This window comes from Massilia arenae, from assembly GCF_008014745.1.
In the GTDB taxonomy this organism is placed as follows: Bacteria; Pseudomonadota; Gammaproteobacteria; order Burkholderiales; family Burkholderiaceae_D; genus Telluria; species Telluria arenae.
The window spans coordinates 185,672-208,412 of record NZ_VPFD01000005.1 but is presented as its reverse complement, the minus strand read 5'-3'; the positions used below and the strand labels follow the sequence as shown (position 1 = coordinate 208,412).

Here is a 22,741-nt window from a genome sequence, read left to right as displayed (position 1 = left end):
ATAGTAAATAGCTTGGCAGTATTTTTTTGCTTGTTGGCGCCGCTGTCGCCCGCACGTGGCCATCCATTTCCACCTGTATTCTCGAGCAATGTCTTGCCGCTTGCCATTGTCCGAAAATAGATACGCGAATCGGCCGCACGGACGCGGAAAAGAGCGCATAGTCTGGAGGTCAAACACGATCTGTCCTGATCGTCCTCTCCCAGCCGGCACCTGCCGTGCTGCCATTCCCGCCGAACTTGGCAACGCATTGCGTTCGGCGCTCGCACGTCCATCCCACCCGATTTTTCATACCTTGAAAGGTACGCCATGTATCCGTTTCCCCAATCCGTCAATCCCGCCCTGCGTTCGCACATCGACGCCCAGAGCGCCTTCATGAACGAGCTGTCGCAGGCAGTGTCGCGCTCCTTTCAGCAGGTCTTCCAGCTGAACATGCAGCTGGGCCAGACCTTGATCGAGGAGACCACCGGCACCTTCCAGCGCATGCTGACCGCCGATCGTCCCACCGACGCCTTGTCGGCAGCCGCCTCGCGGGCCCAGCCCGCCACCGACAAGCTGCGTTCGTACCAGCAGCAGCTGTCGCAGCTTGCTGCCGCCACCCAGGTCGACCTGACCCGCGCGAGCGAGCAGCATGTGCAGGAAACCTCCCGTACCGCACGCGCGTTGGCCAGTGAAGTCACCCGGGTGTCGGCCGAAGAAGCAGACAAGAGCCTGCGCCAGCAGGAGGAGACCGTCAAGAACTCGCGCGATGCGTTCCTGCAGGAGGCGCAGCGCGGCGCCAACATCGGCGCCGAGTACCTGAACCAGCTTCATGGCGAGGCGGCAGGCGCCAAGCCCGATGGCCAGGCTGGTCCGCCGCGCAACCCCGGCAACCAGCAAGGCGGTAACAGTCAGGCCGGCAACAAGGCGCCTTCGCCGCCACGCTAATCTTCAATGCCCCCGGGTCCCGCGGGGCAGGCCTTGCGGCGGCGCCGACCATGCGGTCGCGCCGCCGCTTGCGCTTGCGCGACGCCTTTTTACCACCTCATTGGGGAAAACGAACCATGTTCAACACGTTCTTCGATGCCTGGTCATCGATGGCTCTGCCATGGGCCGGCGCGCCCGCCCAGGGCCTTTCCGGCAGCCGGTTCGGCCACGGATTGCACGATGACGGCAAGCATGCGCTGCGCTACCGCCTGTTCATCCCCGGCGGCGAGCGCGGCCCAATGCCGCTGATCGTCATGCTGCATGGTTGCGGGCAGGATGCCGCCGATTTCGCCGCCGGCACCGGGATGAATGCGCTCGCCCAAGAGCACGGTTGCCTGGTCCTGTATCCGGAACAGTCCTGCAGCGCGCACTGCAACAAGTGCTGGAACTGGTATGACCGGGCCCATCACCGGCGCGGCGAAGGCGAGCCGGCACTGATCGCCGGACTCACCCGGCATATCATGGCCGAGCATGCGGTCGATGCCGGACGTGTCGCGGTCGCAGGCCTGTCCGCGGGCGGCGCCATGGCAGTCATTCTCGGGCGTACCTATCCCGACCTGTTCAGTGCCGTCGGCTGCCACTCGGGACTTGCGCACGGCAGCGCCGGCAGTGACGCCGGCGCGCTGCTGGCGATGCGCACCGGCGCCAGTCCGCCGGCGCCGCCGGCCCCCAGTGCGCATGCCGCAGTGCCCGTCATCGTCTTCCATGGAGATGCCGATGCGACGGTCCATCGCACGAACAGCCGCGGCGTGATACGCCAGTTTCTCGACAGCCATGCGCTGCACCGGCGCGCGGCCGATGCCGGCGTCGCCGTGGAGGCCGAGACAGGAAGCAGCGGCGGGCGGGCATTCACCCGCCACGTGCATCGCGAACCCACGGGCGGCATCGTGGCCGAGGAATGGACGGTGCACGGGGCCGGCCACGCCTGGTCGGGCGGTGACGCGCGCGGCAGCTACACGGATGTCCGCGGACCGAACGCCAGCCAGGAGATGCTGCGCTTCTTCTTCGGCAGCATGGATGCCTGAGCGGGCCCGGCGGCGGTACAGATGACATGCACGCCCGTGCGTGTCCTACGCCGGCACGCGGCGCCAGCGTCCATCATGATGTACGACGATGAAACCGGGAGCCGCTGTGGCACGAATACCTGAAAGGCGGCGCGCCATGGACCGGCGCGGCGAGACTGCGCTGGATGCCCATGGTCTGCTGATCGGGCAGATTGCCTGTCCTGCGTACTGTTGTACTCCTGACGGGGCCGTACGGTACGCCAACAACTCCGCCAGGCGGCTATGGGGCGCCTGGCCCGATCCGGACGAGGATGGGCGCTGGGACGGTTTCAAGGCGCTGTTCCGCCCCGATGGCAGCGCGCTCGACAGGCCGGCATCGCCGGCCGCGCTGGCGGCGCGCACCGGCCTTGCCCAGCCGGCCGCCGAACTGCTGGCCGAGTCTGTGGATGGCGGCCGGCGCTGGGTGGTAATGCATGCACGGCCGGTGCTCGACGCCGATGGCGCCAGCGCAGGCGTATTGTGCTCCCTGACCGACATCAGCGAGCGGCGGCGGCTCGAAGACCAGGTGAAGTTCGTGCGTGACAGCCGGGCCGGCTTTCTGCAGGTGCTGGCGCATGAATTGCGCAATCCGCTGGCCCCGGTCATGGCGGCCGCCACGCTGCTGCAGCGCCGGCCCGGCGCCCCCGGCATCGACCGCATGGCCGGCGTCATCGCGCGCCAGACCAGGAAGCTGGCGCGCTTCGTCGACGATCTGCTCGAAGGCTCGCGCATCGAACAAGCCGGTGATACGCCGGTGTTCAAGCGCGCCTCGAACGTGGACGAGGTGCTGGAGAACGCGTGCGACGTTGTCGGCTGCGTCCTGAGCGAACGTGGCCAGACGCTCAAGTTGAGAATTCCAGCGGAGGGGCAGGTGCGGGGCGCCATATTGTGGTGCGATCCCGAGCGGCTGGCGCAGGCGCTCGGCGGCGCCCTGCTCAATGCCAGCCAGTTTTCCGACGATGGCACCGCGATTTCACTGGCGGTCGCGGTCGATGGCGTGTTTCTCGAGCTGCTGGTAAGCGACCACGGGATCGGCGTCGAGGAAGGCGAACTACCCCTGCTGTTCCAGCCGTTTCGCAAGTTCGCCCCCCATCCCGCTCGGGCTGAGTCGGGCGCGGGACTCGGCCTGGCCGTCGCGCGCAGCGTGAGCCGGGCGCATGGGGGGACGGTGTCCGCCGACAGCGCCGGGCGGGGGCAGGGCTTGCGCCTGAAATTCGTGCTGCCGGTGGTACTGGACGCGACGGTTGCCTGAGCCGGACCTGGCGCCCAGGCCCGCCTCGGCCCGCCGGCCAGCAGGGCGCCTGGCGGCAGTCGATGCGCGCAGGCCCGGATTGCCGGTCACAAGATTCTGTAAGAAAACACGATGAGGCCCGAACCCGCGAACACATGTCGCGACCGGCGTTGGTTCAGCCGGGCAGGCGAGAAGACTGTCGGAGAAGGACCGCATCGATCCTGGCTTTTGCAATGCGGATCACGCTCAGGTGCGCGTTCGCGGCGCTGCGTTGTGGATTGACGAGCGAACCCCTGACTGTGCGCTCTCCTGCCTTGAACGCGTGGAAGTGTCCCAGCCACATCTCGGGCTGATTCTGCGACGGCGTGGTTGCCCACTCGATCCTGTAGCCAAGGTATGGCTCGTCGAGCATGGTGAATTCCATGGTGTTCGTGTCAGCGCGGTTTTGCATGATTGCCCGAATGTTGACGCATATTGTGCGGGTCGGGCGCGCTCATCGTGCCGATGGGAGCGCACTGGGAACCTTCGCCGGCATGGGGGAAAGTGGCGATCGATGGTCGCCATGCCGCTGTCGATGCGGGAATGGACCGCCTTGCGAGCATGCAAAAGCTTGCTGGCGCTTCAATGAATATGTGGGATATGGCGATTGTCGATCCACTTGCGCGCATTGTCGAAGGAACTGCTGACGGCTTCTTCGACGGTCAGGAAGCCCTTGGTCCCGGTCGCCTGGTGATGGCAGAGGGGGAAAGTCGCATGTTCGCTTTCATAGATCGTGAAAATGGCCATGAAGCGTCGGCGGATCGTTTCGACCGGATTCGCCACGATGGTATAGCCTTTGTAATGCGATTTTGGCTCGGCGTGCATCGAATGCTCCTTGGTCAGGAAACCACAGTAGCACGAAACCATGTACCCGCTTCGTCTGGCAAAAAATATAATACTTGTGTTCATCGGCGGAATGCTAGACTGGCAAATGCATACCCGTATCGACCGCCTGAGTGCCATATTAATCGATGCTATCGTGAGCAATCATCGCGCACTCGGCATCCGATCCGCAGCCGAAGCGCTGGCGACACATCACGTTTCGCTGGAGGTGGCGCTGCGTGTGCTGACCCGGCCATGGCGGCGGCGAATTGTGCGCATCGGGATCCCTGTTTTCGGGCATCGCTTGCCCGAGTGACGCACCTTGGCCGGCCGTGCGCGGCTGTCCGCACGCAGGCCGGGTCTTGCCTCTGAAAGGCGGCGCATGGTCCACGGTGAACGCTTCAACAGCATCACCCATGCCGTGGGGGCGGTGGCCGCGGTCGTGGGCGGCGTGCTGCTGGTGCACGTGGCGGCGCGCAGCGGCGATGTCTGGAAGGTCGTCAGCTTCAGCATCTACGCGGTCACGCTGTTGCTGCTCTACCTGACCTCTACCCTGTATCACAGCCTGCGCGGCGCAAGCAAGGACGTACTGCGCAAGATGGACCATTGCGCCATCTACCTGCTGATCGCAGGCACGTACACGCCATTCACGCTGGTGGCGCTGCGCGGGGCCATCGGCTGGACCATGCTCGGCGTTGTCTGGACCCTGGCCGTGCTCGGTATCGCGCAGGAGCTCCTGTATGCCGAACGGCGGCGCGTGCTGTCACTCGTCATCTATTGTGTGATGGGCTGGCTCGCCATCGCCTGCACCGGTCCCCTGGTGGATGCGCTCGGCCGCGACGGCTTTGCCTGGCTGGCGGCGGGCGGCTTGTGCTACACGGCCGGTATCGTGTTTTATGCCACCGACCACAAGGTGCGCCACGGTCACGGGATCTGGCATCTGTTCGTTCTGGCCGGCAGTACTTGCCATTACATCGCCGTGCTGGATATGGCATGAGGCAGGCCTCGTCGTCACGGCCGGCCATCGGCCCGCAATCGGCCCGCGCCAGCGATCCGGCATCACCCGTTCAAAGATCGACCGTCATCGACAACTGCACGGTGCGCGGCGCCCCCAAGGCCAGGCTCGACAGCAAAGGCATGCCCCAATAGGCCTTGTTCGTGACGTTGCTGACGGTGCCCCGCAGCGTCATCCGACGTCCTCCCACCACGGCGCCATAGCGCGCACCCACATCGAAGGTCGTGCGACCGGCCGCCGCCAGGGCGTTGTCGGCGCTGATGTACTGCTTCGATACCGAGGTCGCGTTGCCCGTCAGTGTCAGCCCCGGCAGCGCGGACACATCCCATTCCACGCCGGCCTTGCCCTGCAGTTTGGCGACGCCGGTGGCTTGCTTGCCCACGCTGGCGGCGAGCGCGGAGCGCGTGACTTCCGGGTCGACCCAGGCGACCCCGCCCATCAGGCGTAGCGCAGGCACCGGGGCGCCGAAGAAGCTCCATTCGGCGCCGCGGTTACGCTGCTCGCCGCCAAAAGAAAACACGTTCGTGGCCGGGTCGGTATAGCTGCTGGGGCGTTCGATCTGGAATACGCTGAACGTATGGGCGAAGGCGCCTGAGTCGAGCTTCAGGCCGGCCTCTTTTTGCCGGCTCTTGTACGGAGGGAACAGCTCGCCGGCGTTGGCGGCGCTTACCGGCGCCGACTGGCCCTTGCTCAAGCCTTCGATGTAGTTGGCGTAGACGGACAGGTGACGATCGAGCCTGACCAGCAGCGCTGCAGCCGGCGAATTCGCGCCTGCATCGTAGCGGCTGGCTAGCGCCCCGGTGGTGACGTTGAAACTGTCAGTGCGTACTTCCTGGCGGCGCAGGCCGGCGGTCAGCTGCACCCGGTCTGCGGCGAACGACATGGTGTTGGCGAAGCCCACGCTCGACAGGCGGGTTTCGCTGTGCAGGGTTGGCGGCCAGACCATCGGCGCCACCGGACCCCATACCGGATTGTAGATATTGGTCACCCAGTCCGCGCCCGGCACCGACCTGCGTCCGTGGTCGTGCTGCTTGTCCTCGTACTGCGTGGCGTTGACCACCCACTGGTGTTTCACGCCGCCAGTGCGCAGCGTGCCGCGCACGCCCACTTCGGCCGAGGTCTTCCGGATGTCCATCTTCAGCTGCGCCATGGTGGTCCGGAAGTCGCCCTGCGCGTTCAGCAGCGCCGACGAGATGGCGCCGTTGTACTCGTAGTTGGCGCGGCTGGCGCCGGCGGCCGCATAGGCCATCATGTCGGCGCCAAGGTCGACATCGGCGCGCGCCATGACGCCCTTGTCACGGGTCTCGGCATGGGACCAGGAAGGGTTCAGCTGGGTATCGGCCTTCGGTGGCCGGGGCACGGCCACGCCGGCGGCCAGGCCGATGCCGCGGGTCACGCCCTGCACCCGGTCGTCGCTGTGATAAAGATCGGCGGACAGGCGTACCCCGTCGCCGCGCCAGTCCAGTCCGAGCGCCGCGAGGCCGGCCCTTCTCTCTTGCCGATCGACCGGGCCATCGCCATCGCGGTAGACGCCGTTGAAGCGGATGCCGAACTGCTTGCGCTCGCCGAACCGGCGGCCCAGGTCAACGTGGGTGCCGAACTGCGCGTCCGACAGATAGGTCGCGCTCAGCCGCGTCAGCGGGGTGGCGCCGGCGCGCTTGGGAACCAGGTTGATGGCGCCGCCCACCGAACCGCCTGGCGGCATGCCGCCCAGCAGCGCCGAGGGTCCCTTCTGCACTTCGATGCGCTCGTACATCTCAGGCGAGGTGCGGTAGTAGGGCGCCATGCCGGCCAGGCCGCCGACGGTCAGGTCGGTCGTGGTCGAGGCGAAGCCGCGGATCGAATAGTTTTCGCTCCAGGCGCCGCTGACGCCGTTGCTGAACACCGTGGGATCGGTCTTGGCGATGACGTCGGTCAGATCCTTCGCCTGCAGGTCCTGGATGTAGCTCGAGGTGTAGGCGACAGTGGAGAACGGTGTCTCCATGAAGTCCTTGTCGCCGAGGAAGCCGACGCGGCCGCCCGAGGCGACCTGGCCGCCGGCATAGGGGGCGATCGTGCCCGGCGCTTCGCCGGTCACGGTGACGATCGGTACTGCGCCCTGGTCCTCGGCGGCAGGCGCCGGCGCGGCGGGAGCGGCCAGCGCGGCGGCGCTGAAGCCGATGCCATACAGCGTCGCGGCGATGCGCGTGAGCGCCGGGGAGCGGTCCTGGCGTGTGCGGTGTGGATTGCGGGGTGTGATGCCGGGTGTGATGCTGATAGTGCTCATATCGGATTCCTGGTTGGGGGAAGGGAGGGGGTGCTATTTATTGGAATGAGAAGCATTTACATTCGTGGGCGCAGTTCGGCGCCCGGCGCGGCGCGGCTCAGCGCCGGTAGCCGGAGATCACGTCGTCGATGATGATGTTCAGCGAAGTCGGGCTGGCGGCGGTGACATACCAGGCCTGCGGATCGGCGAACACCACGCGGCCGTTGCGCCAGGCCCTGGTTTGCCGCAGCAGCGGATTGCCCAGGGTCTCGGCGGTCAGCGCCGGCCGGCGCTCCATCACGGCGGTGCGGTCGACGATATAGATGATGTCGGGGTCGGCCTGCCGGATGAATTCGCTCGAGACAGGCTGGCCATGCAGCCCGGCCTCGGCCGTCGTGCTGGCGGGCTGCACGCCCAGCGCCTCGAACACGAAACCGTAGCGCGAGCGCACGCCGAATGCGCTGAAGGCGCCGTTGTTGTGCAGTATCACGAGCGCCTTCTCGGGAGGGCCGTCGGTGACGCGGCGCGCCTGCCGGACTTTCGCATCCAGGCTGGCGGCTTTCTGGCGGGCCAGTTCGTCCTTGTCGAAGATGCGGCCGAGCGTCAACAGATGGTCCTTGATGACCTCGACGTGTTTTTTCTCGCTATTGCTATAGTCGACGTCGAAATGGACGGTCGGCGCGATCTGCCTGAGTTCAGCGTAGTGCCTCGCCTGCAGCGAGGTGATCAGGATCAGGTCGGGCCGCGCCGCGTGCACCCGTTCCAGGTTCGGCTGGACGATGGCGCCGGTGTCCACGATATCTCCCGCCTGCTGGTATCCGGCCAGGAAGCGGGGCACGAAATCCTTCGGCATGCCGGCGACCGGAATGCCCAGCTGGTCGAGGAAGTCGACCTCGTTCATGTCCAGCGCGACCACGCGCCGCGGCGGCTTGTCGATCGTCGTGCTGCCCAGTGCGTGGCGCACGGTGACCGGCTGGTAGGCGCGCGCCTGCGCACTTTCGGTGGCCGGCGCCGCATGCGCGGGGCCGTGCAGGGACAGCGTTGCCGCCATCGAGAGGGCAAGCGCCCGACAGGTGTGAATCATCTAGAAAGCTCCTGGTGGATTGAAGTAGTTGCACAGGAATCCGCGCGGACCCTGCGTGATCTCGAAGTCCAGCCCGTACAGCGCGCGCAGCCGGTCTTCGGTGAGGACGTCGGCTGCCGAGCCGGCGCAGTGGACCGCCCCGGCTTGCATGGCGACGATGTGGTCGGAATAGGCCGCCGCAAAATTGATGTCGTGGACCACCAGGATCACGGTGCGGCAGCGTTCGTCGCACAGGCGGCGCAACGCGCGCATGATCTGCACCGCATGCCGGATGTCGAGGTTGTTCAGGGGCTCGTCGAGCAGCAGGCAATCGGTTTGCTGGGCGATGGTCATGGCCAGGAAGGCCATCTGCCGCTGGCCCCCGCTCAGGTCATCCAGGTAGCGCCCGCGCAGCGGCGCCAGCCCCAGGAAGGCGATGGCGTCGTCGATCGCTTCGCGGTCGGCGGATGTGAGCGCGCCGCGGCTGTGCGGAAAGCGGCCGAAGGCGACCAGTTCGTCGACCGTCAGGCGCAGGTCGAATCCCGGCGACTGGCGCAGCGTGGCCACGCGCCGCGCGTAGTCGCCAATGCGCATGTCCGCTACCGGCCTGCCGTCGAGCAGGATCTGGCCCCGGCTCGGCGCCAGCAGCCGGGCGATCGCCATCAGCAGCGTGGTCTTTCCGGCGCCATTGGGGCCGATGAGCGAACTCAGGCCGCCGGTGGGGAAGCTGGCGCTGACATCGCGCAGGACTTGCCGCGCGCCATAGGCCATGGAGAGTTGATTGACGACGATCATGCGTGTGCTCGTGTGCGCAGCATCAGGGCCAGGAACCAGGCGCCGCACGCCAGGTTCACCAGGATGCCGACGGTGGTCCGGTAATTGAAGATGTGCTCGACCGCGATCTGGGCGAGCAGGAACAGCCCGATGGCGATGGCGCTGGCGGCCGGCAGGGTGCGCCGGTGGCGAAAGCTTCGTGTCACCGCATAGGTGGCGTTGGCCACGAAGATACCCATGAAGGCGGTCGGGCCGAGCAGGCTGGTCGACACCGCCACCAGCACCGCGACCAGCGCGAATTGCCGGCGCACGAGGGCGTGCGCGTCCACGCCCAGCGACATCGCCTGTTCGCGGCCCAGGGCCAGCACGTCGAGCGCGGGCAGGCTGGCGCGGCTCGATAGCGCGAGCACGGCCAGCACCACGCCGGATAGCGCCAGCTGCATGGGCTGAGCGCGGTCGAAGGATGCCTGGCCGAAGCCGAGCAGCAGCGAGAATTCGCCCGGGCTGGTCCAGAGCTGCACGAACTGGGTAAAGGTGCCGATCACCATCGTCAGGACCAGGCCCAGCAACAGTCCATGGACCGCGTTGCCGCCCTTGCGAAACAGCCAGCGGTGCAGCGCCCAGGAGTAAGCCAGCATGAGCGTCATGGACAGTGCAAAATTGCCGCCGGCGCCGAGCAGGGCCAGGCTGTGGGTTCCCGCAGCCAGGATCAGGGCGGCCTGCAGCAGCAGGTAGACCGCTTCGTAGCCCATCACGGCCGGCGTCAGGATCCGGTTGCCGGTGATGGTCTGGAACACGATCGAGGACCAGGCCACGCACACGCCGCCGATGACGATGGCGGCAAGGCGCGCCAGGCGGCGCGGGATGATGTAGCCGAAGTCGAAGCCGGAGCCGAGCAACAGGAAGACCAGCGCCAGGGCTGGCAGCACCAGCCACGGCGCATGTCGCGAGAGCGCGCGCATCAGCGTTGTCTCCGCACGATCAGGGCCAGGAACAGCAGGCTGCCGATGCCGCCCGCCGTCAGCCCGATCGGCACCTCGTAGGGATGGATCAGCAATCGCCCCACGATGTCGCAGGCCAGCAGCAGCGAGGCGCCGCCCATGGCCACCAGCGGCAGCGTGCGCGCCAGGTTGTCGCCGTGGCGCAGCGCAACCAGGTTGGGGATCACCAGCCCGACGAAGGGGATGGCGCCCACCGTGATGACGGTGGCGGCCACGGTGACGGCCACCAGCAGCAGTCCGAGCGCCACCATGGCCGGGTAGTTCAGGCCGAGGCTGCTGGCCATGCCTTCGCCCATGCCGAGCACGGTGAAGCGGCGCGCGAACAGGTAGGCCAGCACCACGATCGGCAGGATGAGATAGATGGTTTCATAATTACCCTCGATGACGCGCGAAAAGTCGCCCAGCAGCCAGCCCTGCATGCTTTGCAGGATGTTGTGCCGGTAGCCGTAGAATTCGCCGATGGCGCTCAGCACGCCGCCGTACATCAGCCCGATCACGGGCACCAGCACCGTGTTGCGGAACCGGATGGCGCGGATGAAGGCCACGAATACCAGGCTTGCCGCCAGGCAGAACACGAGCGCGACCAGCAGGCGCTGGAGGGTGGAGGCGCCCGGTGCGAGCGTCAGCGACACCAGGATGCCGAGCCGGGCGGCATCGAGGCCGCCGGTGGTGGCCGGTTCCACGAAGCGGTTGCGCACGATGTGCTGGAGGATCACGCCGCACACCGCCAGGCCCACGCCGGTCAGCACCAGCGCTGCCATGCGCGGCAGGCGGCTGGCGCTCAGGGTCAGCCAGGCGTCGCCCGACAGCGTCCAGGCTTGCGACCAGTCGAGCTGCCGGGCGCCGACCAGCAGCGACGCGCAGCACAGCAGCAGGAAGGATAGAAGCAGGGGAATCCGCATCAGGGACGCGCTCCATCGGCATCGGCGATGCGCCAGCCGAGGGCGCTGCTGCGCTGGCGCAGGAAGCGCGCATAGCGTCCGTCGCGTGCGCGCAGTTCGGCGGGGGCGCCATGCTCCACGACCTGGCCGTCTTCGAGCACCACGATGGTATCTGCGAGCGCGACCGTGGAAAGCTGGTGTGCGATCACCAGCAAGGTGCGCCGGCCCCGCAGGCGCGCGAGCGTGGCGGCGACGATGGCCTGGTTCCCGGCGTCCAGCGCCGCGGTCGCCTCATCCACCAGCATGATCGGCGCATCCTTGACCAGGGCGCGGGCGATGGCGATGCGCTGGCGCTCGCCGCCGGACAGGCGCGCGCCGCCTTCGCCGACCGGGGTGTCCAGGCCCTGCGGCAGGGTGGCCAGGGTCAGGCCGGCATCGCGCGCCGCTTCCACGACCTCGGCATCGGTGGCGCCTGGCTTACCGATGCGGATATTGTCGGCGATGCTTCCGGAGAACAGGAAATTGTCCTGGAAAATCTGGCTGATCTGCGCGCCGAGCATGTCGCTCGACATATCGCGCACGTCCACGCCGCCGACCAGCACGCTGCCCGCGCTGGCGTCGAAGAAACGGGCGACCAGGCGCGCCAGCGTCGTCTTGCCCGAGCCGGAGACGCCGATCAGGGCGGTCATTTCGCCTGGCGCGATGCGCAGGCTCACGCCGCGCAGCACTTCCGGCGCGTCGGCGGCATACCGGAAACGCACCGCGCGCAGTTCCACGGAAGCGTCGCGCGGCGCCTGCGGCGTTTGCGGTTCCGGCAACGGCTCGGCAGCGAACAGCGCATCGACCGCGTCGAGCTGGCCCCGCGCGCCACGCAGCGCGTCGGCATAGCCGGACACTTCCATCAGGCCATCGACGTAGCGCACCAGCAGCAGCACGGCGATGACGGCCACCGTCGGCGAAGCGGCGCCAGGGCGCCCGCCCAGGCTCCACGCGAGCGCGATCAGCAGCGCGGCGAAGACCGCCTGCACGGCCCATGCGTTCAGGACGCTCGATAGCGCCGAGCGCCAGATCAGGCGCAGGCCGGCGCGGCGCTGTTCTTCCACCGCCTGCTCGAGCAGGCGCTCGCCGTTGCCTTCGCCATTGAAGGCGCGCAGTACCGACTGGGCCTGGGCGAATTCCACCACGCGCGCGCTGGCAGCGGCGAAGTTGTGCTGGAACGCGGCGCCGGAACGGCGCGCCAGCCGGCCGGTGAGGATGAATACGGCGCCCAGCAGCGGCAGCGCCGCCAGCGCGAGCAGGCCGAGGGGCAAGTCGAGCCAGCACAGGACCGCTACCATCACCAGGGGCGTTGCCAGTCCCGTGATCACGGGCGTGAACACATGCGCCGGCAACTGGGCCACCGCCATCAGGCCCTGGGTCACGACGTGGCCGAGGCTGGCGGTGTTGTGCGGCGTAAACCAGCCCACGGGAAGGCGCGCGACGTGCTGGCCCAGGCGGTGGCGGCCAGCCTGCAGGACCGCGACGCCCGCGCGCACGCCGGCCTGTTCCACCTGGCGCCGCAGGATCCAGCACACGACGATGCCCACGAGCAGCGCCGCGAGCCAGGCAGCGGCGCCCTTGCCGTCGCCGGCCAGCAGCCGGATGACGACAGGCGCCAGCGCCGCGATGGTCAGGCCGCACAGGACGCCATAGGCCAGCGCCAGGCGCAGGTAGCGGCGCAGCGCAGCGGCATCGTCCCCCAGCAGGCGCAACAGGCTGTTCAGCATGGCGCGCCCTGCGCGACAGGGGTGTCGGCCAGTTGGTCCAGGCGCCACATCCGCGCATAGCGGCTGTCGCGCGCCAGCAGGTCTTGATGCCGGCCCTGTTCGACGATCGTGCCGGCGTCGAGCACGACGATGCGGTCGGCGTGCACGACGCTGTGCAGCCGGTGCGCGATCACGAGCACGGTGCGGCCCCGGGCAAAGCGCGACAGGGCATCCTGGATCGCCGCCTCATTGTCGGCGTCGGCCGCCGCCGTCGCCTCGTCGAGCACCAGGATGTGAGGATCGAGCAGGATGGCGCGGGCGATGCTCACGCGTTGCTGCTCGCCGCCGGACAGCCGCGCGTCCTCGCCGACCACCGAGTCGTAGCCGCGCGGCAGGGCCAGGATGCGCCCGTGGATATTGGCGGCGCGCGCCGCGTCCTCGATTTCCTCGGCGCTGGCGCCGGGCCGGCCCAGCGCGATATTGTCGCGAATGCTGGCATGCACCAGGCGCACGTCCTGCATCACGAAACCGACGCGCCGGTACAGTTGCGCGCTGTCGATCTCGCGCAAGTCGACGCCGCCGAGCGTGACGCGGCCGCTGTCCGGATCGAAGAAGCGCAGCAACAGGCGCGCCAGGGTCGACTTGCCGGCGCCGGACGGGCCGACGATGGCAGTGACCGTTCCCGGCTCGAGCGCCAGGCTGACTTCCACCAGCGCCTGCTGCCCGTCATGGGCATGGCTGACCTGGTCGAAGACGACGCGGTGGCCGGCGGGCAGCCGGCCGCATCCCGGAGAAGGCTGCGCCAGCACCGGTGTCGCCAGCAGGGCCTGCACCCGCTGCGCGGCGGCACTGGCGCTGCCCAGGTCGTGCAGCAGCGTATGCAGCAGCAGCATCGGCGCGCAGATGCCCGGCGCCACCAGGGCGAAGGGCAGGATGTCCAGCGGCGCCACCCATCCCAGGGCGGCGAACAGGGCGCCGCTGGCCAGCACCACGCCCAGTACGGTGACTGGCGCGATCAGGGCGTGGGCATGGGCCATGGCCGCCACCAGCGGACGGGTGAAGGCGATGAAGGCCGCCGCGAAGCCATCGACCGCGTCGCGGTAGGCGCCGTGGGCGCGTCCGCTGGCGCCGAAAGCCTTTATCAATGGCATGCCGCTGGCGAATTCGACGGTGGCATGGTTCAGGCGCCCGGCCCAGGTCATGAACTCGCCCATGCCGGCGCCGCCCGCGCGCATGGCGTGGCGCAGGAACAGCAGGAAACCGGGGAAGGGCAGCAGGGCGGCGATCGCGAGCCGCCAGTCGAGTGCGAAAAGGTAGATAGCCGCGGCCAGGATGGCGCCGGCGGCGCGCGCTACCGAGGTGTAGAAATGGGCCGTGAGGCCGTGCAGCGTGGCGATGTCGTCCTGCATGGCCTGCTTGACGTCGCCGGATCCGCGCTGGCTGAACCAGCCCAGCGGCACCCTGGCCAGGCGCCGCGCGATATCCAGCCGCAGCCGATGGGTGAGCCGGTTATCGGCCAGGTGCGCCGCCAGTTCGCCGGCCGAGACCAGCGCCATGCCGGCGAACATGCAGGCCACGCTGGCGACCACGGTGGGCCAGACTTCGTCCACGGGGGCGTCGGCAAGAATGGCAGCGGCGATGTGGGCAATGCCGGCCAGCGGCGCCAGCGTGAGCGCGCTGCCGGTGAATGCCAGCACGGCGGCAAGCGCCAGTTGTCGGCGGATCGGATGCAGCAGCTGGGAGATGGGGCTGCGCTGGCGCGGTGCGCCCGGGGATGAGGTGGTCATGGTTCTGGGGATGCGGGCAGGACGGACCCGCCAGGCTAATTGAGACTGAGAATTATTTTCATCACTATAAACTAATAGGTTAATTAGTTTCAAGCCCTAAACTAATTCGTTTTCGCGGCAGGGTAGAATGTCGGCCAGCATCGCTTTTCGAAGGAAACCCATGAATTCGCCACTACGCTCTCCGGGGCGTGGCCGCCCGCCCACGATCACGCGGACCCGCATCGCCGATGCCGGCATCGCGATCGGTTTGCCGAACATTACTTTCGTCGGACTGGCCGCCGCCCTCGGCGTGAGCCATATGGCGCTCTACAAGCACGTGGCGAGCCTGGAGGAGCTCAAGCGGCTGGTCGCGGACGAGATCTTCAGCCGGTGGGAGATTCCGCGGGCCTCGGGCGGAGAAGACTTGCAGCGCTATCTATGCGGGTTTGCCGCGTCGGTGCGCGACTTCGTCAAGGCACACCCGGGCGTGACTCCCTACGTCATCCGGCGGCTGGCGGCGAGCGACGCGATGATCGCCAAGATCGACGGTCACCAGCGGCATATCGCGGAGACTTATGCGATTTCCTGGGAAAAGGCGCGCTGGGCGCTGGCCACCGTGGCCTTCCATGGGATGGCGGTGGCGGACACCGTGTACTCGGTTGCGGGGCGGGAGCCTGGAGTGGACGCCGAACGTTCGGCGGAGGAAGCGGAGATGGAAGGCGAACTGGAGCAGGGCATGCTGGCGCTCATCGTCGGTGTGCTGGCAAGGATCGAGGCGGCAGGCGGAGTGCTTGCTTTGTAGGGGAACAAAACCTGTCCGCCATGCAGCATCAGCTTGCACACATTGCCCGACATCTCGGCTGCGACCGTGTCGCCGCGTCAGAAGAAATACCGCAGCGACGCACCGCCGCTGGCCTGCGGTACCGTAGTGACCACCAGCCCGCCCGCCGTGCCATAGGCTATGTCGCTGGCGAACTTGTGCGGCTGCAGCGTCGCGAACAGCGCACCCTGGAACTTGCCGATGTCGTAGGTCGCCTTGACGTCGTAGCGCACATAGGTCGGCATATCGCGTTCGTATGACGGCGTGCCCATGTAATAGGGATTGCCGGCCGTGATGTACACGTCGCCGGCCAGCGTCAGCCGGCCCGGGCCCAGTGCGCTGCGGTACTGGGCGCCGGCCTTCCAGGTGTGTTCCGGCACCGACAGGCGGGCGCCGGCGCCGGGCGCCGGGTTGTCCAGTCGCGCGCGCAGGATGCGGCCATAGTTCAGGTAGGTACTGAACGCGCTGCTGAACTGGTAGCGCAGGTCGAGCTCCACGCCGCGGCGGGTGGTTTGGCCCGAGGCGACGAACACGTCGGGCGCCGTGTTGACGATCTCGTCGTCGTTCTGAATATAGTAGAACGCGCCGGACACGCTCAGGCCGCCGAGCGGCCTGGCGTTGAACCCGACATCGTGCGAGCGGACCCGGCTCGGATCGATCCCGGCGTTGATGCGTCCGCCCGCAGCGCCCAGTGGTCCCAGGCTGCCGCTGGTGCTGATCTGCTCGGCGGCCGGCGAGCGGAAGCCCTGCGCGATATTGGCGTACAGTTCCACGTCGGGCACGACGCTCCAGATCGCGCCGTACTTTGGCGTGAGCACCGAACCCTTGTAGCCGGTCGAGGCGGCCGGCAGCTTGAGGTTGACCAGGTCGTAGTCGAACCGATCGTAACGCGCGCCGCCATGCAGCTTGACGGTCGGCAGTACCCGGTACTGGCCCTGCACGAACACGCCGTAGGTCAGCAGGTCCAGGTCCTGGTTGTTGACGTAGTTGGCGGTCGGCTGGCGGTCGCGGTACTGCTGGCGATACGCATCGCCCTTGTCCTTGCGCGCCTCGGCGCCCAGTGTCAGCACGGCAGCGTCGCCGAAGGTCCAGGTATTGCCGCCGCGCGCACCGTAGATGCCGCGGTCGTCGTAGCCGTAGGTGTGCTGGGTGGTGCTGGTCTGGATCGCGCGGCTGCGCTCGAAGTCCTCGGCGTAGGCGGTGGCGAACCAGCCCGCCTCGCCGGATGCCGGACGGCGGTTGAACACCAGGGTCTTGCGCTGGGCGGCGCCGAAGCCGGGCAGGCCGTACATCGTCGAATGCGGGTCGAGCCCGGCTGCCATGGCCGGCAGCGACAGGTAGCCGGCGCCGGCGAAGTCGGACTTGTAGTACGTGGCGCGCAGGCTGTAGACGCCGTCGCCGATCGTGGTCGACAGTTTCCAGAACAGGTTGCTGCGATCGGTAAAGGCGCCGTGGCGGAATCCATCGAGGCTGTAGCGGTCGGCCACGACCAGCGAGCGCAGCTTGCCGTGTTCGGTGGAGAGCACCAGCGAGCCACGCCGTCCGCCATAGCTTTCCACGGTCACCGTGGCGCTCGATGGCGTGGCGGCGCCGCCTTCGCGGGTGCGGATCGCCACCGCGCCGGCGCGGTTCTGGTCGCCATACAGCGCCGAGACGGGTCCCTTGATGACGTCGATCGTGTCGATCATGTCGCCGGTCATCCACTCGAGGAATGCCGGGCCGTGGCCGGCGCCGCCCTGGCTGGACGGGATGTTCTGCGGCACGCCGTCGATGTAGATCGCAGTGTCGGCGCCGTGCGTGCCCTGGGTGGCGAAACCGCGCATGCGGAAGCCATTGCCGGTGTCGCCCTGGTCGATATTGTTGGCGACCACGCCTGGCACGCGCCGGAACACGTTCGAGATATCGCGCCCGATGTCCAGCGTGGCGAGCTCTTCCGAGGTCACCGTGGTGACGCTGCCGGGCAGCGACCTGGCGCCGGTGCCGGGCGCCAGGCGCTCGTCCTCGCTGCGCTGCCCCTTGACTTCGACGACCTGTGCCGGGTCGGCGGACGCGGCGGCTGGCATCTCGTCCGCCAGCGCCGGCGCGGCCAGCGCGCAGGTGAGCATGACGGCATGCGGAATCGCGCGCAGGGACGCGGCGGTCGGGGTGGGGCGGGTGACGGATCGCAAGATGACAACTCCAGAAACGTGGGGAAGGTGTGGAAAATAAGTGGGGGAAATCTGGGATGCCGGCTCAGCCGCGCTGGCGGCGACGTTCCCGGCGCAAGGCGAACAGCGCCAGTGCGACGAAGCAGGCCGCCCATGCCGCCAGCAGCCAGGCCTGCCACGGCATCGCGGCCGGCTGACCAAGCCCTGGGGAGGCAGCGAAGCGCGGCACCGCGTCGAAGTCGCGGAAGCCGTAGCCGCCCGGGCAGGTGCGCGGGCAGGGTGAGCGCTCGTCACCGAGCGCGGCGCGCTGGATGGCGCCCTGGAACCAGGCGCGCAGCGCGTTCTGGTGGCGTGCGACCTCGCCGACGAAGCGCGCGTGGCGCGCGCCATCGTTGCCGGCGAGCCGGGAGAAGGCGGCATTCGCCAGCGTCACCGGACTCACGAGGCTCAGGCGTGCGAACAGGGTGCTGCGCGCATCCCTGGCGGCGGCGAACTCGCGCTCGACGCCGGCCATGGTGCGCTCGACCTCTTCGGCACGGTGCAGGCGCGAGACGTTCGACGATACCTTGCCGGGCGCGGTGCGCTGCGGCTTCCATTCCGGGTGGCTGTCGTAGAAGCGCGCCATGCTGCTGGCCGTGTTGGCGTTGACTTGGTCGAGCGCATCGCGGGTTGCCTGGACATAGCGCTCGCGCGGCGGCACCGGCGCAGCCATGCGTGCGCCGGCATCGAGCGCGGCGGGCAGCACGATCGCGAACAGCAGCCACAGGCCGAAGCCGGCGAAGGTCGCGCTCATGCGGTTCGCGCAGGCCGCGCACACGGCGGCGCCGACTGCGGTCCAGAAGGCCGAATACAGCAGCACGAGAGCGCTCCAGCTGCCCAGCGCGGCGAAGCCAGCGCCATCGCGCGGGACGGTGCCGCCGAGCAGTGCCGCGCCGGCGACGGTCGCCACCAGCAGCGCCGTGGCGAGCAGGTTGCGGGCGCCGGCCTGGGTAAACAGGATGCGGCCGCTGCCGACGCCCTGCAGCAGCAGGCTGCGCAGGCGCAGGCTCTCGCGGTCCTGGGTCAGGACCGAGGCCGACAAGGTCAGCAGCACCAGCGGCCACAGGTAGACGACGAAGAACATCAGGTCGTAGCGCCCGGTCGCCAGGCGCGCCGGATGCTCGATCTCGGTTGCGGTGCGCACCGATTCCATCGACTCGGCGCGCACGCGCACGTAGCCGGGCTGGATGTCGGCCTGGCCGATCGCCAGCGCGGCGCCGGGCAGGGCGGGCAGCGCCGCGAATCCCACGTGCTCGCGGAAGGCGTAGCCGCGGATGTCGACCGGGGTGCGGAAGTAGCGCATGCCGGCGAAGTCGGGATGGTCCGGATCGGCGAAGTAACGCGCCGCCAGTTCCTTTGCGGCGGCGCGCGCGCCGGCTTCCTGGGTCAGCGCAGCCTGCTGCGCGGCCTGGGCATGGCGCTGGAAGCGCGCGCCCTCGAACAGGCCGTACAGCGCCAGCAGCAAAGCTGCCGCGATCAATAGCAGCGTACCGCGCTCGCGCCGCAGGGCGCGCAGGTCGAAACGCGCCAGGGCAAGGATGGACATCATTCGACGCTCCCGGTGCGCAGATGGCGCAAGGAGGCAGCTGCCAGCGCCAGGCTCGCGGCCAGGCCCGCCAGCAGCGGCAGCAGCCAGCGCGCCAGCAGCTCGCCCATGTCGAGGGCGGCGTAGGTGAACCGGAGCGGCGGAATACTGCGCCACAGCGCTTCGCCGGCCTGGTACTTGACGCCATTGCGGTCGGGATTGCGCGCAAGGTCGCTGTTGAGCAAGTCCTGCATCAGGCGCCGGTGCGCCTCGGCCGCCTGCATGAATTCGGTATGGCTGGCGTTGTCGCTCGCCGCCAGCCGGCTCGACAGGCCGCCGATCGCCACCGCCGGCGACAGCCACGACGCCAGCGCCACCGCATGGTCCTGCGCGGCCATCGCTGCGAACAGCGGACCGTAGTGGCGGTCGAACACCTCGTTGCCGTGGGCCTCGCTGCGCAACTGGCTGATGCCGGCCCAGTTGACTGGCAGGTCGGAGACATCGTCGACGCCGTATTGCTTGAGCAGCTGCCGCTTGTGGCGCTCGGCCTCGGCCGGGTCGTCGGGCATGCCGAGTTCTTCGTCGACCGCCTGGCGGAAAGCTTGCATCGACGGCAGGGGCGCCGCCGACTGCGCCAGTTCGACCGCGGCGCGCGGCAGCACCAGGGTCGCGACGATCCACAGCGCGACCAGCAGCGCCAGGCTGGCGCGCATGGTCCGGGCAAAGGCCGATACCGCCGTCACCAGCGCGGCCCAGGTGGCCAGATAGACCAGGTAGGCGGCCGCGAACAGCGCCCCGCGCGCAGCGGCGTCGGCCACCGGCTCGGCGCCGCCGGCATGCCACTTCACGCCGGCGATCGCAACGATCGCCGGGAGCGACATGGTCAGTGCCAGGCAGAGCAGGACGGCGCCGCGCGCGGCGGCGATCGCACCCAGTGGCGCGCCGTTCAGGCGCAGCGCGGGCAGCATGCCGCGCTCACGCTCGGCGGCGAACATGCCGAAACCCAGGAAGATCATGACGGCCGGCGCCAGCACCTGCAGCATCAGGGCCGGGCTGAGGCGAAACTGGCGATCGGCGCCGGCGCCGTCGGCAGCTGGGCGGTACACCATATCGTTCTGGCGGTGGGCCTCTAGCCACACGCTGGTGCCGACATAGTGCTCGATGCCGGGATCGAGCGCCGCCAGCGTCGGCAGCGGCTTGAAGACGTACACGCCATAATGGGCGGCGGAGTGAGGATTCTTGCTGCCCTGGTGGACCCAGCGCTGGGCCTCGGCCTCGGCCGCCACCGCGCGCGCGGCACGGGTGCGGTCGAGGTCGAGCGAGGCCAGCAGCGCGGCGCAGGCGGCCAGCGCCAGGCCGAGCGCCAGCACCATGCCCACCCGCCAGTCGCGCCGGCGCTCGCGCCAGTCGGCCTGCCAGGCGCCGACAAAGGCGTGGCGCCACACGGCGTCAGGCACGGGCCGCGAGACTGTCGAGGTAATTGCGTTCGAGTTCGCCTGCATTCAATTCTCCAAGTTCCCATTCGCTGACCAGATGGCCGCCGACCAGCACTCCGCAGCGGTCCGCCAGTTCCTGGGCGCGCAGCAGATCGTGGGTGGCCATGATCACGGCCGCGCCGTCATCGGCCACCGCGCGGATCAGGTCGCCGAAAGCGACGCTGGCTTCCGGATCGAGACCCGAGGTCGGTTCATCCAGTACCAATACGCTCGCGCCCTTGGCCAGCGCCATCACGATGCCGACCTTCTGGCGCATGCCTTTCGAATAGCCGTGCGCCTGCCGGTGCCACGCGTGCTGGGGCAGGCCGACACGAGCCAGCAGCGCTTCGATCTCGCTCGTGGGGAGCCTGCGACCCAGCAGGCGCATGAAGAAATCGACGTTCTCGACGCCGGTAAGGCGGTCGTACAGGGCGACGTTTTCGGCGATGTAGGCGGCGTGGCGGATTGCCGCCTCAGCCGGGGGAAGGGGCGACCCGGCAAGGGTGATGCGGCCGTGGTCGGGTTTCACGAATCCCAGCAGGCAGCAGATGGTGGTGGACTTGCCGGCACCGTTCGGACCAAGCAGCGCATAAACCTGGCCGGCGGGCACGTGCAGATTGAGGTCGTTGACGACGGTGCGCTCGCCGTAGCGTTTGGTCAGGTGGTCGATTCTGATCATTGGGGGTGTGGGGGTGAAGGCGGGGCGCCGCGATGCGGGAATCGGAGACGCACAGGGGCCGTCAGCACGATGTGTCTTCTTAATGAGAATGATATCTCATTATCACAAATGTGTAAATGCGCTGATTCACACGCCGCCGTGGGTGTAACTGGTCATGTCGGTGCTGGGGAAATAGCTGAAGCGTCCGCTGATGATGCGGATCGTGGCCTGCGGGGAATGCTGCTGGTGATTAGCGATCGTGGCCCTTCGGCGCGATCGCGACTCGTTGTTTTTCGGCGAAACGGCTTTAGGTCCGAATCCGCCGGTGCATGAGCCAGTGCATGCGCGAGTGTGATGGCTACAGCTTGCGCTCAACCATTTGTCGTCTGCAAGGTGGGCGCCGCCGGGACCAGGCGCGCATCCAGCGGAATATCGATGACGAACGTCGTCCCCCGTTCCAAGCTGCTGTCCAGTCCAATGCTGCCGCCATGGCTTTCGGCCACCGCCCTGACATAGGGCAGCCCGATTCCCCAGCCCTGGCGCTGGCCGCTCAGGGCGGCTTCGGCGCGGCGGTACATCTGGAAGATGCATTCCTGTTCGTCCGGTGGAATCGGCTCGCCCTCGTTATGCACGGTCAGCAGCAAGCGCTCATGGACGTTGTCCAGGCGGATGGTGACCGGCGAGCCGGCGGCGCCGTACTTGACCGCGTTCGAGACGAGGTTCTCCACCGCGCGCTTGAGCGCCGCGCGGTCCCAGCAGCCGACGATGGAACGGCCATCGAGATGGATACGGGGTCCGTGCGCCGCCAGGGCGTCGGTCTGGACTTCCTTCGCGACCTCCCAGATGTCGACCTTGGTAAGTGCCAGCTGGATGCTCTCGCCGCTGTGGAAAGCCATGGTGTTGAGTAATTCATCCACCATCGCGGCCATGCGTTGCAGATTGGTGAGCGCCTTGGCCGCCACGGTCTTGACCCGCGTCAGGTCGTTGCTTAGAAGGATGAGTTCAAGTCCCGACATGGACGCCGCCAGCGGCCCGCGCATATCGTGGGTCAGCGCGGCGGCAAAGCGCTCGCGAAAGCCGCTGTGCACCAGCGAGAATGCCTCGACCGCTTCCTGGATGCCGGCGTCGATCGAGGCGTGGATCGTGCGGGCTTCGTGGTGACCGATGTCGACCTGCTCGCGCTGCAACACGTCAAATATGGCCCAGCGCAGGATCTGGTACTCCTCGATCAATGCCGCATGATCGTAGACGGTGACCCGCGCCCGTTCGCCGCCGTGTTCGGCGGCCACCGAGGTGCCGTCGACCGCGGTGATGCGGGGATAGTCGGGGCTGATGCTCTGGGCGATGTTGTCGTAGAAGGCAGGCAAGGTGTCGATGAGGATGGGATGCTGGACGTCACGCGCCTGCACGATCCGCTCGCGTACGCGTGCTTCCCAGGTGGAAAAGACGGCGTCACGCAAGTCGAGCATGCGCCGAGCCGCCGTTGAAA

Annotated in this window: 20 protein-coding genes; 6 read left to right on the top strand and 14 right to left on the bottom strand. The window is 68.1% G+C overall.

Annotated elements, in window-relative coordinates; genetic code table 11:
• The first annotated feature begins 306 nt into the window (after positions 1-306).
• From FVD38_RS07155 to FVD38_RS07145, 3 genes are all read left to right on the top strand, one after another.
• Positions 307-924 (top strand): phasin family protein, encoded by a 618-nt coding sequence (locus tag FVD38_RS07155; RefSeq protein ID WP_147934177.1) that lies wholly within the window; start codon positions 307-309, stop codon positions 922-924.
• Between the two features lie 149 nt (positions 925-1,073).
• Positions 1,074-1,988 (top strand): extracellular catalytic domain type 1 short-chain-length polyhydroxyalkanoate depolymerase, encoded by a 915-nt coding sequence (locus tag FVD38_RS07150; RefSeq protein ID WP_229493479.1) that lies wholly within the window; start codon positions 1,074-1,076, stop codon positions 1,986-1,988.
• Between the two features lie 136 nt (positions 1,989-2,124).
• Entirely contained in the window at positions 2,125-3,258 is a 1,134-nt protein-coding gene (locus FVD38_RS07145) for a PAS domain-containing sensor histidine kinase (protein ID WP_187271500.1), read from the top strand.
• A gap of 154 nt (positions 3,259-3,412) precedes the next feature.
• Here the strand turns inward: FVD38_RS07145 and FVD38_RS07140 are convergent, their stop codons facing one another.
• Positions 3,413-3,661, bottom strand: coding sequence for a hypothetical protein (locus tag FVD38_RS07140; protein WP_147934174.1), 249 nt, complete (start codon positions 3,659-3,661; stop codon positions 3,413-3,415).
• A 197-nt stretch (positions 3,662-3,858) separates the two neighbouring features.
• Complete coding sequence (locus tag FVD38_RS07135; RefSeq protein ID WP_147934173.1) at positions 3,859-4,101, bottom strand: hypothetical protein; 243 nt, start codon at positions 4,099-4,101, stop codon at positions 3,859-3,861.
• A 40-nt stretch (positions 4,102-4,141) separates the two neighbouring features.
• Here FVD38_RS07135 and FVD38_RS07130 point away from each other — a divergent pair, with 40 nt between their 5' ends.
• Together FVD38_RS07130 and trhA are read left to right on the top strand one after the other, a co-directional pair.
• Positions 4,142-4,414 carry a hypothetical protein gene (locus tag FVD38_RS07130; RefSeq protein WP_147934172.1) on the top strand — a complete coding sequence of 91 codons (273 nt, stop codon included), beginning with the start codon at positions 4,142-4,144 and terminating at the stop codon, positions 4,412-4,414.
• Positions 4,415-4,480: 66 nt separating this feature from the next.
• Entirely contained in the window at positions 4,481-5,095 is a 615-nt protein-coding gene (trhA, locus tag FVD38_RS07125; RefSeq protein ID WP_147934171.1) for a PAQR family membrane homeostasis protein TrhA, read from the top strand.
• 70 nt (positions 5,096-5,165) lie between these two features.
• On the opposite strand, the gene FVD38_RS07120 is transcribed toward trhA, so the two are convergent.
• From FVD38_RS07120 to FVD38_RS07090, 7 genes are all read right to left on the bottom strand, one after another.
• On the bottom strand, positions 5,166-7,379 hold the full coding sequence (locus FVD38_RS07120; RefSeq protein WP_147934170.1) for a TonB-dependent receptor: 2,214 nt from the start codon (positions 7,377-7,379) through the stop codon (positions 5,166-5,168).
• 97 nt (positions 7,380-7,476) lie between these two features.
• Positions 7,477-8,442, bottom strand: coding sequence for a siderophore ABC transporter substrate-binding protein (locus tag FVD38_RS07115; protein WP_147934169.1), 966 nt, complete (start codon positions 8,440-8,442; stop codon positions 7,477-7,479).
• Positions 8,443-9,216 carry an iron ABC transporter ATP-binding protein gene (locus tag FVD38_RS07110; protein ID WP_147934168.1) on the bottom strand — a complete coding sequence of 258 codons (774 nt, stop codon included), beginning with the start codon at positions 9,214-9,216 and terminating at the stop codon, positions 8,443-8,445. It lies immediately after the preceding gene.
• Positions 9,213-10,157 carry an iron chelate uptake ABC transporter family permease subunit gene (locus tag FVD38_RS07105; protein WP_147934167.1) on the bottom strand — a complete coding sequence of 315 codons (945 nt, stop codon included), beginning with the start codon at positions 10,155-10,157 and terminating at the stop codon, positions 9,213-9,215. Before FVD38_RS07105 ends, FVD38_RS07110 begins: the two co-directional genes overlap by 4 nt.
• Positions 10,157-11,098, bottom strand: a complete 942-nt coding sequence (locus tag FVD38_RS07100; protein ID WP_147934166.1) for an ABC transporter permease — start codon at positions 11,096-11,098, stop codon at positions 10,157-10,159. Before FVD38_RS07100 ends, FVD38_RS07105 begins: the two co-directional genes overlap by 1 nt.
• Entirely contained in the window at positions 11,098-12,843 is a 1,746-nt protein-coding gene (locus tag FVD38_RS07095; protein ID WP_147934165.1) for an ABC transporter ATP-binding protein, read from the bottom strand. The genes FVD38_RS07100 and FVD38_RS07095 overlap by 1 nt, the downstream gene beginning before the upstream one ends.
• Entirely contained in the window at positions 12,837-14,609 is a 1,773-nt protein-coding gene (locus FVD38_RS07090) for an ABC transporter ATP-binding protein (protein ID WP_147934164.1), read from the bottom strand. Before FVD38_RS07090 ends, FVD38_RS07095 begins: the two co-directional genes overlap by 7 nt.
• Positions 14,610-14,769: 160 nt before the next feature.
• On the opposite strand from FVD38_RS07090, the gene FVD38_RS07085 reads away from it, so the two are divergent.
• The gene (locus FVD38_RS07085; protein ID WP_147934163.1) at positions 14,770-15,390 is read left to right on the top strand and encodes a TetR/AcrR family transcriptional regulator; all 621 of its coding nucleotides are present in this window, start codon (positions 14,770-14,772) and stop codon (positions 15,388-15,390) included.
• A 77-nt stretch (positions 15,391-15,467) separates the two neighbouring features.
• Here the strand turns inward: FVD38_RS07085 and FVD38_RS07080 are convergent, their stop codons facing one another.
• The 5 genes from FVD38_RS07080 to FVD38_RS07060 form a co-directional block, all read right to left on the bottom strand.
• Positions 15,468-17,576: a TonB-dependent receptor gene (locus tag FVD38_RS07080; protein WP_229493477.1), complete on the bottom strand. Its 2,109-nt coding sequence runs from the start codon at positions 17,574-17,576 to the stop codon at positions 15,468-15,470.
• A 64-nt stretch (positions 17,577-17,640) separates the two neighbouring features.
• A complete protein-coding gene (locus FVD38_RS07075; RefSeq protein WP_147934162.1) occupies positions 17,641-19,143 on the bottom strand; it encodes a DUF3526 domain-containing protein in 1,503 nt (500 codons plus the stop codon).
• On the bottom strand, positions 19,140-20,621 hold the full coding sequence (locus tag FVD38_RS07070; protein ID WP_147934161.1) for a DUF3526 domain-containing protein: 1,482 nt from the start codon (positions 20,619-20,621) through the stop codon (positions 19,140-19,142). The genes FVD38_RS07075 and FVD38_RS07070 overlap by 4 nt, the downstream gene beginning before the upstream one ends.
• Entirely contained in the window at positions 20,569-21,273 is a 705-nt protein-coding gene (locus FVD38_RS07065) for an ABC transporter ATP-binding protein (protein WP_147934160.1), read from the bottom strand. Before FVD38_RS07065 ends, FVD38_RS07070 begins: the two co-directional genes overlap by 53 nt.
• Before the next feature lie 350 nt (positions 21,274-21,623).
• Complete coding sequence (locus FVD38_RS07060) at positions 21,624-22,721, bottom strand: sensor histidine kinase (RefSeq protein ID WP_147934159.1); 1,098 nt, start codon at positions 22,719-22,721, stop codon at positions 21,624-21,626.
• Between the last annotated feature and the right edge of the window lie 20 nt (positions 22,722-22,741).

Coding starts and splice junctions, on each gene's coding strand:
- FVD38_RS07155 (WP_147934177.1), top strand. CDS start 307: ATGTATCCGTTTCCCCAATCCGTCAATCCCGCCCTGCGTTCGCACATC.
- FVD38_RS07150 (WP_229493479.1), top strand. CDS start 1,074: ATGGCTCTGCCATGGGCCGGCGCGCCCGCCCAGGGCCTTTCCGGCAGC.
- FVD38_RS07145 (WP_187271500.1), top strand. CDS start 2,125: ATGGACCGGCGCGGCGAGACTGCGCTGGATGCCCATGGTCTGCTGATC.
- FVD38_RS07140 (WP_147934174.1), bottom strand. CDS start 3,661: ATGGAATTCACCATGCTCGACGAGCCATACCTTGGCTACAGGATCGAG.
- FVD38_RS07135 (WP_147934173.1), bottom strand. CDS start 4,101: ATGCACGCCGAGCCAAAATCGCATTACAAAGGCTATACCATCGTGGCG.
- FVD38_RS07130 (WP_147934172.1), top strand. CDS start 4,142: ATGTACCCGCTTCGTCTGGCAAAAAATATAATACTTGTGTTCATCGGC.
- trhA (WP_147934171.1), top strand. CDS start 4,481: ATGGTCCACGGTGAACGCTTCAACAGCATCACCCATGCCGTGGGGGCG.
- FVD38_RS07120 (WP_147934170.1), bottom strand. CDS start 7,379: ATGAGCACTATCAGCATCACACCCGGCATCACACCCCGCAATCCACAC.
- FVD38_RS07115 (WP_147934169.1), bottom strand. CDS start 8,442: ATGATTCACACCTGTCGGGCGCTTGCCCTCTCGATGGCGGCAACGCTG.
- FVD38_RS07110 (WP_147934168.1), bottom strand. CDS start 9,216: ATGATCGTCGTCAATCAACTCTCCATGGCCTATGGCGCGCGGCAAGTC.
- FVD38_RS07105 (WP_147934167.1), bottom strand. CDS start 10,157: ATGCGCGCGCTCTCGCGACATGCGCCGTGGCTGGTGCTGCCAGCCCTG.
- FVD38_RS07100 (WP_147934166.1), bottom strand. CDS start 11,098: ATGCGGATTCCCCTGCTTCTATCCTTCCTGCTGCTGTGCTGCGCGTCG.
- FVD38_RS07095 (WP_147934165.1), bottom strand. CDS start 12,843: ATGCTGAACAGCCTGTTGCGCCTGCTGGGGGACGATGCCGCTGCGCTG.
- FVD38_RS07090 (WP_147934164.1), bottom strand. CDS start 14,609: ATGACCACCTCATCCCCGGGCGCACCGCGCCAGCGCAGCCCCATCTCC.
- FVD38_RS07085 (WP_147934163.1), top strand. CDS start 14,770: ATGAATTCGCCACTACGCTCTCCGGGGCGTGGCCGCCCGCCCACGATC.
- FVD38_RS07075 (WP_147934162.1), bottom strand. CDS start 19,143: ATGATGTCCATCCTTGCCCTGGCGCGTTTCGACCTGCGCGCCCTGCGG.
- FVD38_RS07070 (WP_147934161.1), bottom strand. CDS start 20,621: ATGCAGGCGAACTCGAACGCAATTACCTCGACAGTCTCGCGGCCCGTG.
- FVD38_RS07065 (WP_147934160.1), bottom strand. CDS start 21,273: ATGATCAGAATCGACCACCTGACCAAACGCTACGGCGAGCGCACCGTC.
- FVD38_RS07060 (WP_147934159.1), bottom strand. CDS start 22,721: ATGCTCGACTTGCGTGACGCCGTCTTTTCCACCTGGGAAGCACGCGTA.